Origin of the sequence: Thiovibrio frasassiensis (assembly GCF_029607905.1) — a bacterium.
In the GTDB taxonomy this organism is placed as follows: domain Bacteria; phylum Desulfobacterota; class Desulfobulbia; order Desulfobulbales; family Desulfurivibrionaceae; genus Thiovibrio; species Thiovibrio frasassiensis.
The window spans coordinates 387,623-402,648 of sequence record NZ_JAPHEH010000001.1 but is presented as its reverse complement, the minus strand read 5'-3'; the positions used below and the strand labels follow the sequence as shown (position 1 = coordinate 402,648).

General features: G+C 54.9%; 16 protein-coding genes and 1 tRNA gene. 16 read left to right on the top strand and 1 reads right to left on the bottom strand.

The genetic code is table 11. From position 1 onward, the window contains the following. Positions 1–6: 6 nt before the first annotated feature. Positions 7–1,044, bottom strand: coding sequence for a rod shape-determining protein (locus tag OLX77_RS01845; RefSeq protein WP_307631880.1), 1,038 nt, complete (start codon positions 1,042–1,044; stop codon positions 7–9). A 220-nt stretch (positions 1,045–1,264) separates the two neighbouring features. Between OLX77_RS01845 and OLX77_RS01840 the strand changes: the two genes are divergently transcribed. The 16 genes from OLX77_RS01840 (at position 1,265) to OLX77_RS01765 (ending at position 14,985) form a co-directional block, all read left to right on the top strand. Beyond that, positions 1,265–1,340: transfer RNA gene (locus tag OLX77_RS01840), tRNA-Ala, on the top strand. Positions 1,341–1,485: 145 nt separating this feature from the next. Further along, positions 1,486–1,665 (top strand): hypothetical protein, encoded by a 180-nt coding sequence (locus OLX77_RS01835; RefSeq protein ID WP_307631879.1) that lies wholly within the window; start codon positions 1,486–1,488, stop codon positions 1,663–1,665. 2 nt (positions 1,666–1,667) lie between these two features. Next, positions 1,668–3,134, top strand: coding sequence for a UDP-N-acetylmuramate--L-alanine ligase (locus OLX77_RS01830; RefSeq protein WP_307631878.1), 1,467 nt, complete (start codon positions 1,668–1,670; stop codon positions 3,132–3,134). Positions 3,135–3,435: 301 nt separating this feature from the next. Then, entirely contained in the window at positions 3,436–3,858 is a 423-nt protein-coding gene (locus OLX77_RS01825) for an NADH-quinone oxidoreductase subunit A (protein WP_307631877.1), read from the top strand. After that, entirely contained in the window at positions 3,828–4,325 is a 498-nt protein-coding gene (locus OLX77_RS01820) for an NADH-quinone oxidoreductase subunit B (protein WP_307631876.1), read from the top strand. The genes OLX77_RS01825 and OLX77_RS01820 overlap by 31 nt, the downstream gene beginning before the upstream one ends. A gap of 2 nt (positions 4,326–4,327) precedes the next feature. Then, entirely contained in the window at positions 4,328–4,897 is a 570-nt protein-coding gene (locus OLX77_RS01815) for an NADH-quinone oxidoreductase subunit C (RefSeq protein WP_307634055.1), read from the top strand. Continuing rightward, positions 4,894–6,012: an NADH-quinone oxidoreductase subunit D gene (locus tag OLX77_RS01810; protein ID WP_307631875.1), complete on the top strand. Its 1,119-nt coding sequence runs from the start codon at positions 4,894–4,896 to the stop codon at positions 6,010–6,012. The genes OLX77_RS01815 and OLX77_RS01810 overlap by 4 nt, the downstream gene beginning before the upstream one ends. An 11-nt stretch (positions 6,013–6,023) precedes the next feature. Next, on the top strand, positions 6,024–7,016 hold the full coding sequence (gene nuoH, locus OLX77_RS01805) for an NADH-quinone oxidoreductase subunit NuoH (RefSeq protein WP_307631874.1): 993 nt from the start codon (positions 6,024–6,026) through the stop codon (positions 7,014–7,016). Positions 7,017–7,018: 2 nt separating this feature from the next. Next, a complete protein-coding gene (locus tag OLX77_RS01800) occupies positions 7,019–7,459 on the top strand; it encodes a NuoI/complex I 23 kDa subunit family protein (RefSeq protein WP_307631873.1) in 441 nt (146 codons plus the stop codon). Beyond that, positions 7,459–7,983 (top strand): NADH-quinone oxidoreductase subunit J family protein, encoded by a 525-nt coding sequence (locus OLX77_RS01795; protein WP_307631872.1) that lies wholly within the window; start codon positions 7,459–7,461, stop codon positions 7,981–7,983. The genes OLX77_RS01800 and OLX77_RS01795 overlap by 1 nt, the downstream gene beginning before the upstream one ends. Then, positions 7,983–8,309, top strand: coding sequence for an NADH-quinone oxidoreductase subunit NuoK (gene nuoK / locus OLX77_RS01790; protein ID WP_307631871.1), 327 nt, complete (start codon positions 7,983–7,985; stop codon positions 8,307–8,309). The genes OLX77_RS01795 and nuoK overlap by 1 nt, the downstream gene beginning before the upstream one ends. 20 nt (positions 8,310–8,329) lie before the next feature. Then, positions 8,330–9,835, top strand: coding sequence for a monovalent cation/H+ antiporter subunit D family protein (locus OLX77_RS01785; protein ID WP_307631870.1), 1,506 nt, complete (start codon positions 8,330–8,332; stop codon positions 9,833–9,835). Continuing rightward, a complete protein-coding gene (locus tag OLX77_RS01780) occupies positions 9,832–10,083 on the top strand; it encodes a hypothetical protein (protein WP_307631869.1) in 252 nt (83 codons plus the stop codon). Before OLX77_RS01785 ends, OLX77_RS01780 begins: the two co-directional genes overlap by 4 nt. After that, complete coding sequence (locus tag OLX77_RS01775) at positions 10,073–11,869, top strand: Na(+)/H(+) antiporter subunit D (RefSeq protein ID WP_307631868.1); 1,797 nt, start codon at positions 10,073–10,075, stop codon at positions 11,867–11,869. The genes OLX77_RS01780 and OLX77_RS01775 overlap by 11 nt, the downstream gene beginning before the upstream one ends. A gap of 24 nt (positions 11,870–11,893) precedes the next feature. Next, entirely contained in the window at positions 11,894–13,417 is a 1,524-nt protein-coding gene (locus OLX77_RS01770) for an NADH-quinone oxidoreductase subunit M (RefSeq protein ID WP_307631867.1), read from the top strand. A gap of 146 nt (positions 13,418–13,563) precedes the next feature. Continuing rightward, positions 13,564–14,985 (top strand): NADH-quinone oxidoreductase subunit N, encoded by a 1,422-nt coding sequence (locus OLX77_RS01765; RefSeq protein WP_307631866.1) that lies wholly within the window; start codon positions 13,564–13,566, stop codon positions 14,983–14,985. The last annotated feature ends 41 nt before the right edge of the window (positions 14,986–15,026 follow it).

The following is a 15,026-nucleotide window of genomic DNA, read 5'->3' as shown; positions in this document are numbered from 1 at the left end:
GCTGCCTTAGGTGGTCATGACCTCTTTGAGGATATCGATATTTTCCAGGGCCTTGCCCGAGCCAAGCACCACCGAGGAGAGAGGGTCTTCCGCGATGATGATGGGCAGGCCGGTTTCCTCGCTGAGCCGCTTGTCGAGATTACGGAGCAAAGCGCCGCCGCCGGTGAGCACGATGCCCTGGTCGACGATGTCCGCGGAAAGTTCCGGCGGGGTAAGCTCAAGGGCCATCTTGACTGCCTCGATGATGGCGTCCACCTGTTCGGTGATCGCGGTGCGGATTTCTTCCGAGGTGATGGTCAGGGTTTTCGGTACGCCGGAAACAAGGTCGCGGCCTTTGACCTCCATGGTGTCATAGGGAGGTTCGGGCATGACGTCGCCAATCGTTGTTTTGATGACTTCGGCAGTGTGCTCGCCGATGGCCAGGTTATGTTTGCGTTTGATGTAATGGAGAATGGCGTCATCCATTTTGTCGCCGGCCACCCGCAGGGAGCTGGCATAGACGATGCCTGCCAGGGAAATCACCGCAACCTCGGTGGTGCCGCCGCCGATATCGACAACCATGTTGGCGGTGGGCTCGGTGATGGGCAATCCTGCGCCGATGGCAGCGGCCATCGGTTCTTCAATAAGATAGACCTCGCGGGCCCCTGCCGATTCGGCGGATTCTTTGACCGCTCTCTTTTCAACCTGGGTGATCCCGGAGGGAACGCTGATGATGATGCGGGGATGCACCAGGGTGCGGCGATTGTGCACCTTATTTATGAAGTAGCGCAGCATTGCCTCGGTAACTTCAAAATCGGCGATGACGCCGTCCTTGATCGGGCGCACCGCAATGATATTGCCCGGGGTGCGGCCCAGCATCATTTTCGCCTCTTTACCCACGGCCAGAACCTTGTTGGTGCGCGCATCCTTGCGAATGGCAACCACCGAGGGTTCCCGGAGAACAATACCTTTGCCTTTTACGAAAACCAGGGTGTTAGCAGTTCCCAAGTCAATGGCCAGATCGTTGGAGAGCCATCCGAACAGCGAGTCAAAGGGTGAGAACATAATGCGGTTACCTCTACGTTTTATTTAGAATGCCTTTAATTTACAGAGAGTTATGAGTATAGATAAAAATCTTTCAGACTGTAACAGACTCGTTATGCCTTGGCAAGAAAAATGGCAGCTCTTTTCGTGGAGAAAACGCTTGACATGCCATGCTGCGGGATGGTATTTGAAGCAGCGTGTCAGGCGGATAGTCGTTGCCCGGCACTTCCTAGGACAATGTGGGGCTGTAGCTCAGCTGGGAGAGCGCTTGCATGGCATGCAAGAGGTCCGCGGTTCGATCCCGCGTAGCTCCACCATTCTTTATCTAAAAGCACCTTTGGGGAGGGCTTAACCGGTTTTTCTCAACAGGTCAGCCTCTGCCAACTTTAAGAATTGGCCTTCTTCGTGTCTGGCAGAGGTTTTTTTCTTGTTTTCTCCTAGTGTTTCTTTCTCGAGAATTCCATGAGTCATTCAGTTAAAACGCCAGAGCCTGCCCTGAAACCGGTTTCCGAGGATGCCATTCTCAAGGTCTCCAAAGAGATCGTGATAAAGTTCATCGAGGTGGGTCGGCTTGCCCCGTCCAATTTTGACGAAATGTTCCGCGCCATTTATCAGTCGGTGCGGGATACCGTCAGGTCCTGACCGTGCCGGAATCCGCGGCGGTCCTTGAGCCGGCTTTGAACCGTTTTCCTGAAACGATCAGGCACATCCATCTCATGGGCATCTGCGGCACCGGGGTGGGGGCCTTGGCCGGTATGCTGAAAAGCGCGGGCTACACCGTGACCGGTTCGGATCAGCAGGTCTATCCCCCCATGAGTGATTTTCTGGCCGGGCAGAATATTGCCGTGCAGTCCGGCTATTCTCCCGACAATCTTGAGCCGCGCCCCGATCTGGTGGTGGTCGGCAATGTCATCCGGAGGGAAAATCCGGAAGCCTTGGCCCTGGCCGAGCGCGCCATCCCCTATGTTTCTTTTCCCCAAGCCCTGAGCCATTTTTTTATCCGCGACAAGACCTCTCTGGTCGTGACCGGAACCCATGGCAAGACCACGACTTCTTCTCTCCTGGCCAGCCTGCTGCGTGAGATCGGGGCGGAACCGAGTTTTATGATCGGTGGCCTGGTGCAGGCCTTTGGCCGGAATTTCAATGTGGTGGAAGGAAAATATTTTGTCGCCGAAGGCGATGAGTACGACACGGCCTTTTTTGACAAGGGCCCGAAATTTTTGCATTATCGGCCCCATATTGCCATTCTGACCAGTATCGAGTTTGACCACGCTGATATCTATGCCGACCTTGCCGCGATCAAGGTTTCCTTTGCCAAGCTTGTCGCCAGCATGCCCCCTGATGGGTTTCTGGTGGCATGCTGGGACGACCCGGTTGTCCGCGAGGTTTGTCTGGGGGCCAAGTGTACGGTGGTCGGCTATGGCTGCACCGAGGGTTGCGAGTGGCAGGTGACAGACCTGGATGTCCGTCCTTCTGCGACCTCGTTTCAGGTGCGCAAAAATGGCGCCTCCTTCGGTGCGTTCGAAAATGTGCTGCCCGGTCAGCATAATGCCTTAAATGCTCTGGCCGTTATCGCGGTTCTCGATATCCTGGGTTTTGCCCGGGAGGATGTCGCCCAAGGGTTACGAAAATTTCAAGGGGTCCGGCGGCGCCAGGAGGTTCGCGGCGTGGCGCGCGGGGTGACGGTGATCGACGATTTTGCCCATCATCCGACCGCGGTCCGGGAAACCTTGGGCGCTTTGGGCGCTGCCTATGCTGGGCGCCGGTTGGTGGCTGTTTTTGAGCCCCGCACCAACTCCAGCCGGCGGAAGGTGTTTCAGGAGGCCTACGCCTCTGCCTTTGATGCCGCGGCAGAGGTCCTGGTGCGCGAGCCTGCCCCCCTTGTCAATATTCCGGAGGGGGAACGGTTTTCCTCCCTTCAGTTGGTTGACGATTTGGCGAGCCGCGGCCTTGCTGCCGGCTATTTTTCCACCACCGAAGCACTTCTTTCCCATCTTGATTCCACCCTTCGCGAGGGCGATGTGGTGGCCATCATGTCCAATGGCGGGTTTGATAATATCCATCAGCGGCTTCTCGAGTTGCTGGCTCGGACTGTTGTCACCGCGCAATAAAAAAACAAAAAAAATGCCCTGGCTAGGTATTTGTCGCCACGGTATTTGTACCTTGGCTAACAGTTTGAATTTGTGCTGATTTCCAAGTCTCTGCCCATGCTGGCCCAGACGAAATTTCTGCGCGACACTCTCCTTTTAACCTCTTGAAACAATGTGGAAAACGTGGTTTTTTTGCCCTGTTTTCATGCGCAATGCTTTTTCTGAATACTCATTCAGTATTTGCTTGACATCGATTTTTGATAGGGCTATTTAGGTCGGAAGCTATTCGCATAATGCGCTTCAACCAAAGGAGCTTACAGTCGTGGAACAGCAGGCAACTCTTGATATTCTTTATGTGGCGGCCTTTTTTCTGGGTGGCCTGGGTTTTGCGGTGGGTCCGTTCATTATCGCCCTCCTTCTTGCCCCCAGAACCACCAGAAACACCCAGGGAAAAACAAAGCAACTCATCGAATGCGGCATGGAGCCCATTGGCGACGCCTGGATCCGTTTTGGCATTGTCTATTATCTCTATGCCCTGATGTTTGTGGCCTTTGCCGTGGACATCCTCTTTTTGTTTCCGGTGGCGCTTGTCTATAACAGGGCAGGGCAGGCGGGGTTCAATATCGGCGACCTCCGGGCCTTTGTCGAGATTCTGATCTTTGTCGGCATCCTGTCCTTGATAATCATCTATGCTTGGAAAAAGGGAGTGTTCAAGTGGGAACGCAAAATATACAACCCGCGATAGTTCAGTTTGCCCAGCTAGACAAACTGCTTGCCTTGGGAAGGGCCAATTCTCTCTGGCCCATGACCTTCGGCCTTGCCTGTTGCGCCATTGAGATGATGGCCACCGGCGCCTCCCGCTTTGATTTGGCCCGGTTCGGCGCCGAGGTGTTCCGTCCCTCCCCCCGCCAGTGTGACGTGATGATCGTTGCCGGCACCATCAGCAAGAAGATGGCCCCGGCGGTGGAAACCCTGTACGACCAGATGCCGGAACCGAAGTGGGTTATCGCCATGGGCAATTGTGCCATTTCCGGCGGCCCTTTTGTTTTTGAAGGCCAGTACGGCATTGTCGAGGGCGCGGACAAATTGTTTCCGGTGGATGTGTTTATCCCCGGATGTCCCCCGCGGCCTGAAGCGTTGATCGAAGGGATTCTCGAGCTTGAGGAAAAAGTGACGGGCTCCCGCAGATGGCCAAGAGTGGAGGTGGGTTGAACATGAATCGTGCCGCGATCAAACAGAAACTTGTCGTCATCGGCGCTGAGGCGGTCAGCGAAAGCGATTACGCCGGTAAAGGCTTTGCCCTGGATGTGCAAGTGCTTCCGGAGCAGCTAATCGCCGCAGTCTCGGTCCTGGACGCAGAAGGATTTTTCATCGAGGCCGTCACCGGCGTAGATTGGTTGGGTGAACAGGCTGCCCTGCGCAAAGAGGCGGAGGCAAAAGCTGCGGCCGAGGCCAAGGTCAAGGCAGAGGCCGCAGCGGCGGCGGGAGAAGAGCCGCCTGTTGCCGAGCCTGTTGAGCAGGGCGAGCTTCCCGAGGACGTCTTGGAGGCGGTGTACGATTTCAATCATTACGATGCGCTGTGCCGGGTTACCATTCGCACCAGAATGGTACGGAGCGCGCCGGAGGTTCCCTCCATTTCGCAGATTTATCCCGGGGCCAATTGGCACGAGCGGGAAACCCATGATTTCTTCGGGATCAATTTTGTCGGCCACCCCTATCTCGTCCCGTTGCTGCTGCCGGAAGATGCTGATTATCATCCCCTGCTGAAGGATTTTCGCCCATGAGCGCCTTTGCCAAAAGTGAAGCCAATGAAACATTTGTCTTAAACCTTGGCCCGCAACATCCTGCCACCCATGGTGTTCTGCGCGTCAAGCTGACCATGGACGGGGAGTACATCGTCGAGGCGGAACCGGTGCTGGGCTACATTCACCGGATGCACGAGAAGATGGGGGAGAACCGGACCTGGGCCCAGTTTCTGCCCAACACCGGGCGGATGGACTATCTGCATGCCCTGGCTTACAACCATGGCTATGTCTCCGTGGTGGAGCGGGCTGCGGGTATTGCGGTGCCGGAGCGGGCTGAATACCTGCGGGTGATCACCGCCGAGTTGAACAGGGTTTCCAGTCATCTCCTTTGGTTCGGCGCCTTTATTCTGGATTTGGGCGGATTTTCCCCGCTGCTTTATGCCTTTGATGATAGAGAGCATATCCTTGACCTGTTGGAATCGGTGACCGGTTCACGCCTCACCTATTGTTATTTCCGTTTCGGCGGGGTGTACAACGACATCGATGAGAATTTTGTCGCCGGGACCCGCGCCTTTATCAAGCGGCTGCGGGATCGGATGCCCATGTACCATAATCTGGTCACCAAGAACATCATCCTGATGACACGACTCAAGGAGATCGGCCCGATTTCCGCTGAGATGTGTCGGAAGTACGGGGCAACCGGCCCGGTGTGCCGCGGTTCCGGGATCAACTTTGATGTGCGCAAGCATGAGCCGTATTCCGTGTATCCGGAGTTTGACTTTGAGGTGCCGGTATACGAGCAATGCGATTCCATGGCCCGTTATATGGTGCGGATGGACGAGATCGAGCAGAGTCTGCGCATTGTTGAACAGGCCCTTGATAAACTGCCGGATGGCCCGGTCATGGCGGAAAAGGTTCCCAAGATCATCAAGCCTCCTAAGGGCGATTATTACCATGCCGTGGAAACAGCGCGCGGTTCGTTTGGTGTCCGGGTGGTCAGCGACGGGAGCAACACTCCGTACCGCCTGAAGCTCCGTGCCCCGACCTTTTCCAATTTGAGTCTTTTTGGCGAGGCCTGTCAGGGCATGTTGTTGCCTGACGCCCTCGCCCTGATGGGAAGCCTGGATTTGGTCATCCCCGAGATAGACAGGTAAGGAGCTTCGTTATGTATGTGGATCCTGAAATAATAAGGCTGCTGGCATTCCTGATCGGCGTGATCGCCTTCGCCGCCCTGAACGCCGCTTATCTGGTCTGGCTGGAACGGAAGGAAGCCGCGCATATCCAGCGGCGGATCGGGCCCAAAGAAGTTGGGCCCTTCGGCTTGCTCCAGCCTCTGGTCGACGGCATAAAGCTGATGACCAAGCAGCTCATTGTGCCGGCCGGGGTTGATCCCGTTCTCTTTAAGATCGCCCCGATTCTGGTCATGGTCCCCGCGATCATGAGTTTTGTCACCATACCCTTCAGCGAAACGCTGGTGGCAAGGAATCTGGACATCGGCCTCCTCGCCATCTTTGCCTTTGCCTCGGTGAACGTCCTCGGGCTTCTTCTCGGTGCCTGGGGGTCGCGCAACAAATATGCGGTTATCTCCGCGGCCCGCGTCGTTTCCCAGAACGTGGCCTACGAGATTCCCATGCTGGTCACGGTGGTGACCCTGGTGATGATCAGCGGCACCATGAACCTCAGCAAGATTGTTGCCTTGCAGCAGGGCGGTTTCTGGCATTGGAACATCCTCAATCTTTCGGCCAGCCCGCTGATGCCGGTGGCCTTCCTGATCTTCTTCGTTTGTATGCTGGCGGAGACCAACCGGGCTCCCTTCGACATGGCCGAGGCGGAGAGCGAACTCGTTGCCGGTGCGTTTACCGAGTATTCCGGCATGGGCTTCGGTGTCTTTTTCATGGGCGAGTATGCCAATATCGTCATCGGCGCCAGTATGGCCACCATCCTTTTCCTGGGGGGATGGGATTGTCCCTTTGGGCTTTTTCCCGGGGTACACTGGTTCCTGATCAAGATGTATTTTCTGATTTTTACCGTTATCTGGATTCGTTGGACCTATCCCAGGACAACCTTTTACGGGTTGCTCAATCTTTCCTGGAAGATTTTGATCCCGATCTCCTTTGTTAACCTGATTCTTACCAGTGCCATGTTGAAGGTGTTTTAACCATGATCGACTATCTGAGAGAGATTATCAGCGGGACCTGGAGCCTGTTTGTCGGCCTGGGCATTACCATTCGGTATTTTTTCCAGCCGGTGGTGACGGTCCAGTATCCTTACGAAACCTTGCCCATGACCCCGCGGTTTAGGGGCCATATAGAACTGGTGAAGGACGAGGAAACCGGCGAGACTAAGTGCATCGTCTGCGGCATGTGCCAGAAAGCGTGCCCTTCGAACTGCATCACCGTGAATGGCGAAAAGCGGGAAGGGGTGAAGGGGAAGGTGCTCACCGAGTATACGCTTGATTTTACCAAATGCAGCCTGTGCGGGCTCTGTGTGGAAAGCTGTACGCCCAAGGCAATCACCTTTTCCAAAGACTACAACCTCGCAGGCGTCAGAAAGGAAGCGTACATCTTTGATCTCAAAAAACGTTTGGAGGCAAAGAACTGATGATCTCCTTGTTCTCGGTTGAAGGCCTGTCCGGCCTTTTATTTCTCGCTTTTATTGGTGTCACTCTGGCCGGAGCTTTGATTGCCACCTCCGCCCGCAGCCTGATCCGCAGCGTGGCAGGCTTGGCCCTCTGTTTTCTCGGGGTGGCCGGTCTCTACTACTATCTGAACAGCCCCTTTGTAGCCCTGATGCAGATTCTCATCTATGTGGGTGCCATCTGCGTCACCATCATCTTTGCCGTGATGCTGGCCGAGTCTTCCGAACTCAAGCAGGTCACCAGTCGTAATGGGCTGGTCGGCCCCCTGGCTTTTTTGACCAGCGGCATTTTGGTCTTTGGCCTGGCGGCGTTGGCCTTAAAAACAGAATGGATTCCGGCACCTTGTCTGGTAAATCGCGGCACGGTTGAGGATCTTGGCCAGTCGCTGCTCACCACCTACAGCATGAGTTTTGAATTGATTTCCGTGGTCTTGCTGGTGGCGGTGGTTGGCTCGCTGGTGCTGGCCCGGACCGGGAGGGATAAATAATGAATATCTTAGTGTTGAGCAACAGCCTGCACACCTACTTGGTGATCGGAGCCCTGCTCTTCGGTATTGGCTGTTACGGCCTGGTGCAGCGCCAGACCTTCATCGGCATGTTGATCTCCGCGGAACTTATCTTAAGCGGTGCGTCCCTCAACTTCATGGCCTTTAATCGCTTTTTGGCGCCCGATCCCACGGTGGGCCAGGTCTTTACCCTGTTCATCATGGCCATTGCCGCTGCGGAAGCAGCCATTGCTCTGAGCATAATCATCGCCGTCTATCGGAACTACAAATCCATCGACACCGAAGATGTCATGGATCTGAAAGGTTAGAGAGGAAAGGAATAAGGGTCATGGATACAATTGTTTCCGTAAAACCGCTGCTCGCCATACTGACGGCTCTGGCCGGGTCCGTTCTCGTGATGATGTCCGGGAAAAAGCCCAATATCAGGGAGTCGTGGTCCTTTATCGCGGCGGTGACGATGTTTGGCATCATCGCCTCGATGATCACCACCGTTGCCCCGGCGCCTTTGGGCGAAGGCAAAACCATTGTCTATCAGTTGTTCAGGATCCTGCCGGGCGTCTCCGTCACCCTGAGGGTTGACGCCTTTTCCATGATCTTCGCCGTGGTCGCCTCCTTTCTCTGGATGCTGGCGGTGTTTTATTCCCTTGGCTATATGCGGGGGCTCAAGGAGCATGCCCAGACCCGTTTCAACGCCTGTTTTGCTCTGGCCCTGTTCGGCGCCATCGGGGTGGCCTTTTCCGACAACCTTTTCACCCTCTATCTTTTCTATGAGATCGTCAGCATCTGCACCTATCCCTTGGTTGCTCATCATCAGGATGAGGAGGGCTACGAGGGGGCCAAGAAGTATATTGTCTACCTGACCACCACGGCCAAGGGCTTGGTGCTGCCGGCCATGATCCTTATCTATGTACTTACCGGCACCCTTGATTTCGCCGATAATATCAGGACCGGCATCTTTTCCGGGGGCACGGTTGATGCCCATGGTGCTTTGGTGACCATGCTCTATGTCTTCTGCATTCTGGGTTTTGCCAAGAACGGCATCATGCCGTTTCACAACTGGCTCCCCGGCGCCATGGTGGCCCCGACCCCGGTTTCCGCTCTGCTCCATGCCGTGGCCGTTGTTAAGGTCGGCGTCTTCTGCACGACCCGGGTCATGCTCTATATTTTCGGCACCGATCTGATGCATGGCCTCAATCTTGGCATCCCCACCGCCTATTTTGTCTCCTTCACCATTCTGGTGGCCTCGATCATTGCCCTGTCCAAGGATAACCTCAAGGCGCGGCTTGCCTATTCGACGGTGAGTCAGCTCTCCTACATCATCCTTGGCGTGGCCTTGCTTACCCCCAGCGGTATCCAGGGCGGGCTGGTTCATATCGCCAACCATGCCTTTGCCAAGATTACCCTCTTCTTTTGTGCCGGCGCCATCTATGTGGCTACGCATAAGAAGTCCATCTCCGAGATGAGTGGCCTTGGTCGGTCCATGCCCTTCACCTTTGGTGCCTTTGCCATCGCCTCGCTCAGCATGATCGGGGCCCCGCCGGTTGCAGGCTTTGTCACCAAATGGAAGCTTTTGGTTGGGACCATGGAAATGGAGTCCCATTATATCGGTATTTTGCTGGTGCTGCTGGCCAGCACCTTGCTGAACGTGGCCTATTTTGCGCCTGTGACCTATCGGGCCTTCTTTGGCAAACGCCCGGAGGGTGAAGCCTATGAAGGGATCAAGGAGGCGCCTCTGGCCATGGTGGTGCCGATCATGATTGCCGCGATTATCTCGGTGGTCATCGGCATCTACCCTGATTTTATGATGAACTTTGTCAAGGCGGTGACGGGATGATAGTAAAACTGATTGATTTTCTGCGTGACCGGCTGCCGCTGGTCATCCGCCTGTCCTATGTCGGGCTGGCGCTTGTGGTGGCTTGGGACATCTTTTTTGTCTCCAAGGAACATGCCCATACCGCGGTTGAGCATATCCCCGGATTTTGGGCAGCCTTTGGCTTTGTAGCTTGTGTGGTGATCATAATTGTCTCCAAGTGGTATGGTCATCTGGGAATCATGACCCGTGAGGATTACTATGATAACTGATTTCTGGCTGCATCCATCTCTGATCCTTATTGTTGGCGCTTTTATTCTGCCGTTTTTGCCAAAATGGCTGAAACGTCCTTATCTGATTATTGTCCCGACCCTTGCCTTTCTGGATGTATTGTCCATGCAGGGGCAGCACGGCACCTTTGGGGTGGTTCGTTTCCTCGACTGGTACCTCACCTTCGGTCGGGTCGATGGTCTGAGTATGGTCTTTGCCTACATCATGACCCTGATGTGCATCATCGGCACCATCTTCGGGCTGCATGTGGAGGATGATTTTCAGCATGTCGCAGCCTGGCTCTATGTCGCCGGTTCGCTGGGGGTTATCTTCTGTGCCGATTATCTGGTGCTCTTTCTCTTCTGGGAGTTGATGGCCTTTGCCTCGGTCTTTCTGGTCTGGTTCCGCAGACGGCCCGAATCCCAGGCGGTCGGCTACAGGTATTTGCTGGTGCATACTGCCGGCGGCCTTGCCCTGTTGGCCGGTCTGATTCTTCGCTACCAGGCCACCGGCGGTGATCTCTCCTTCGGCCCTATCGGGGTCGGCAGCCCGAGTATCTCCACCTACCTGATTATGGTAGGTTTTCTCCTGAACGCCGCGGTGCCGCCGTTCCATGCCTGGTTGCCCGACGCTTACGGAGAAGCAACCGTAACCGGCGCCGTGTTCATGTGTGCCTTCACCACGAAAACGGCGATCTACGCCCTGGCCCGCGCCTTTGCCGGGATGGAAATCCTGGTGCCTCTTGGGGTGTGTATGGCCCTGTATGGGGTAGTGTATGCGGTGCTTGAAAACGATGCCCGTCGTCTGCTTGCCTACCACATCATCAGTCAGGTCGGCTACATGGTGGCCGGTGTCGGTATCGGCACCGAGCTGGCCATCAACGGTACCTGTGCCCATGCCTTTGCCCATATCCTCTATAAGGGGTTGTTGTTTATGGGATGCGGCTCCGTGCTGCATATGACCGGCAAGAGCAAGTTCAGTGATCTGGGCGGCCTCTACAAGAAAATGCCCATGACCTTTGTCTTTACCATGATCGGGGGGCTTTCCATCTCCGCCTTCCCGCTTTTTTCCGGTTTTGTCAGCAAGGCGATGATCGTCTCTGCGGGCTTTGAGGTCCATAACTACTGGGCAGGATTTTTCCTGACCATGGCCTCGGCCGGGACCTTTCTCCACACCGGTCTCAAGGTGCCTTACTTTATCTGGTTCGGCAAAAACAATTGCAGCAAGGAAACCTGGGACAAGGCCGCTGATCCGCCATGGAACATGCAGCTGGGTATGGGTATTGCCGCCTTCCTCTGTATCCTGATCGGCAGCTATACCCCCTATCTTTATAACATGCTGCCCTATCAGCAGGCTGCGGCGGCGTATCACCCCTATACCGCCTACCATCTTTCTGAAACCTTACAGATCCTCTTGTTTACCGCGCTGGGCTTCTTCCTGCTCATTAAGAAGCTTGCCCCGGAGCCAAAGATCAGCATCGATCTGGACTGGTTCTACCGCATGGGTGGGCGTGGTTTTCTCTGGCTGGCTAAGCGCCCGATCCAGTGGGCGGACAACTGTGTCAGTGAAGCCTACCGTTATGTCGGTCTGATTCCGCTCATGACCATGGCAAGTTTCTGGTCTTGGTTCGATTGGCACGCCATTGACGGCGTGGTTGACGGTTTGGCGAGAACTGTGCGCGGGGTCGGCGGTCTGGTCCGGCGGGTGCAGAGCGGCCAGCTGCAGTACAACATTTTTTATGCGGTATCCCTTGTTGCTGTTGCGCTCGTTTTATACGTATTTGCCTAATTTTTATTACTGAGGATAGTGGGAATGGACTTTTTGATAATGAATGCAATGGGGTTTCCCATTCTGAGCGCCCTGATCTTTCTGCCATTGGCCGGCGCTCTGATTTTATTATGTATTCCCGGGGATACAGCAGCCAAGAACTGGACGATGTTGGTGACCGTGGTTACGGCGCTGGTCTCCTTGCCCCTCTATTGGAATTTTGATGTGACCACGGCGCAGTACCAGTTTGGCGAACACGCCTCCTGGATCTCTGCCCTGGATATCAACTATACCCTGGGTCTTGATGGCATCTCCCTGCTGCTGGTTTTGATGACCACCCTGCTCATGCCGCTCTGCGTCCTCGGCTCCTGGAAATACATCGACAAACGGGTCAAGGAATTCATGATCTGTCTGCTCCTCATGGAAACCTCCATGCTCGGCGTATTCATGGCCCTTGATTTTATTTTGTTCTACCTGCTGTGGGAAGCGATGCTCATTCCCATGTACTTGTTGATTGCGGTCTGGGGCGGTCCCCGCAAGGTGTATGCCTCGACCAAGTTTTTTCTCTACACCCTGGCAGGCTCGGTCCTGCTCCTTGTTGCCATCATCGGCTTGTATCTTGACCAGGGAACCTTCAGTATCCCAACCCTCATGGGGCAGGATTATTCCACCACCTTTCAGGTTGTGGTTTTTCTGGCATTTTTTCTCGCTTTTGCCATCAAGGTGCCGATGTTTCCCTTCCACACTTGGTTGCCTGCCGCGCATGTCGAGGCACCCACCGCCGGCAGCGTCATTCTGGCTTCGGTTTTGCTGAAGATGGGAACCTATGGTTTTTTACGGTTTTGCCTGCCCATAACCCCGGAAGCAACCATTATGTTCATCCCCTATATCCTCTGGCTCTCGGTGATTGGCATCCTCTACGGTGGCTTCACCGCTCTGGCGCAACAGGATATGAAAAAACTGATTGCCTATTCCAGCGTCGGGCATATGGGCTTTGTCACCCTTGGTATTTTTGTCCTGAACCAGCAGGGCATCGAGGGTGCTCTCCTGCAGATGATCAATCATGGTATTACTACCGGCGCGCTCTTCTTCTGCGTGGGGATGATCTACGAGCGTACCCATAGCCGGGAATTGGATAAGGCGGCCGGGGTGGGCAAATACATGCCGATCTATGTCACCTTTCTCGCCTTTTTCTCGCTTTCTTCTCTCGCCTTCCCCGGCACCAACAGTTTTGTAGGGGAATTCTTGATCCTGGTCGGGGGGTTTGCCAACAATAAGATTGTTGCAGCCTGCGCCATTCCCGGCGCGGTGCTGGCAGCGGCATACATGTTCCGCATGCTCCAGCGGGTGGTGTGGGGCAGGCCGGTGAATCCGGATCATTCCGCCTTATCCGATTTGAATATTCGGGAAATGGTGACCTTGGCGCCCTTGCTTTTCTTTGTTTTCTGGATTGGCTTGTCTCCCGAGCCCTTCCTCGGGGTGATGCACGCGAGCGTCTCCCACCTTATCGAGCAGGTAGGGTTTTCTCCGGACGGTGCTGTTTCTGTCGCGAAGCTGATGATTCCGTAACGGAACTTTCTGAAGGTTTTTAAGGAACTTAGGAGCGGTTACGAAATAACCAATACAGCGACCATTTCGTTACCGCTCTTTATGCCGGTCGCGGCATTTAAACGTTGTAGTTATTTTTGAACAACGGCTTACGCAAAGGATACAAAATGAAGCTCATGCTGTTTGCTCCAGAGTTAGTTCTTCTGTTGGGGAGTCTGATCCTTTTCCTGGTCAGTACCGGCAAGGTTGGCGGCAAAAAGGCCCGTTCCCTGACCCTGGGTCTGGCCCTGGTCAATGTGCTTGTCTGTTTTGCCTGTCTGCGCCAGGAGGGCTTTCTGTTTTTTGAGGCCTACCGGATCGATTTCTTCTCCCAGCTTATCAAGCTTGTCATTTCCATGGGATTTTCGGTTGTTCTCCTCTTCAGTACGGAGTTGAAGGGGATCGACGATGAAGTTCGCCCGGAATATTACCTCTTTTTGACCCTGAGCACCCTCGGGCTCGTCATGCTGGTGAGCTGTGTCGAGCTGCTCACCATGTTTATTGCCCTCGAACTCTCTTCCTATTCCCTTTACCTCCTGGTGCCCATGCGTGATGACCGTACCGGTTTGCGGATGCAGATGGAGTCGGCGATCAAATACATCTTGTTTGGGGTGGTCGCCACCGGGATCATGCTTTTTGGCATGAGCTATCTCTTCGGTCTCACCGGCACCACCTATCTTGTTGAACTGCTGCCAAGGCTGCATCAGATGATGGGCAACCCCGCAGCGCTTATTGCCATCGTCATGGTCCTGGGCGGCTTCTTTTTTAAGCTTGCGGTATTCCCTTTCCATTCGTGGGTTCCGGATGTCTATCAGGGCGCTTCCAACGAAACAACCGCCTTTATTGCTTCGGTTCCCAAGGTTGCCGCCGTGGCCATGCTCATCCGCCTCACCGCCCTCGCCACCCCCGAGGGGCACGCCATCGTTACGCTGCTCATCGTTCTTTCGGTCTGTTCGATGTTTTATGGCAACCTTGTCGCTCTGGTTCAAACCGACATCAAAAGGATGCTTGGTTTCTCGGGCATAGCCCACGCCGGCTATGTTTTGCTGGGCCTTGTTACCATGCAGGAGGTTGGCTACGCCACCTCGCTCTATTATATCGTCGGGTATCTGGTGATGAACCTGGCCGGTTTTCTGGTTATCTGCAAGGTCTCCGAGCACGGCGAAAATCTTGCGGTCGATGATTTGAGCGGGTTGCACAAGCGCTCGCCCTTACTTGCTCTGACGCTGGCGGTCAGCATGTTTGCCATGGCCGGCATCCCCCCCTTTGTCGGTTTCATGGGTAAATTCATGTTGTTGACCGGGGCTTACAAGGCCGGTCATCTTCCTTTGGTCATCCTGGCGGCGATCAATACCGCCATCTCCATCTATTATTATCTCTCCGTCGTGCGGGTAACCTATTCAGCCAGCCCGGAAGATCGACCCGCCGTGGTTGTCGGTGGGGTGACCAAGGCAGTAAGCGTTGCCCTGGTGATGATTATTATCGCCATGGGGCTCCTGCCCGACCAGCTTCTCTTGCTGGCCACGGACGCTGTGCGCGCCATCCTTTAATTCGTTGCTTGTAATAAGTGGAGTCTCACCCGGGTAAACGA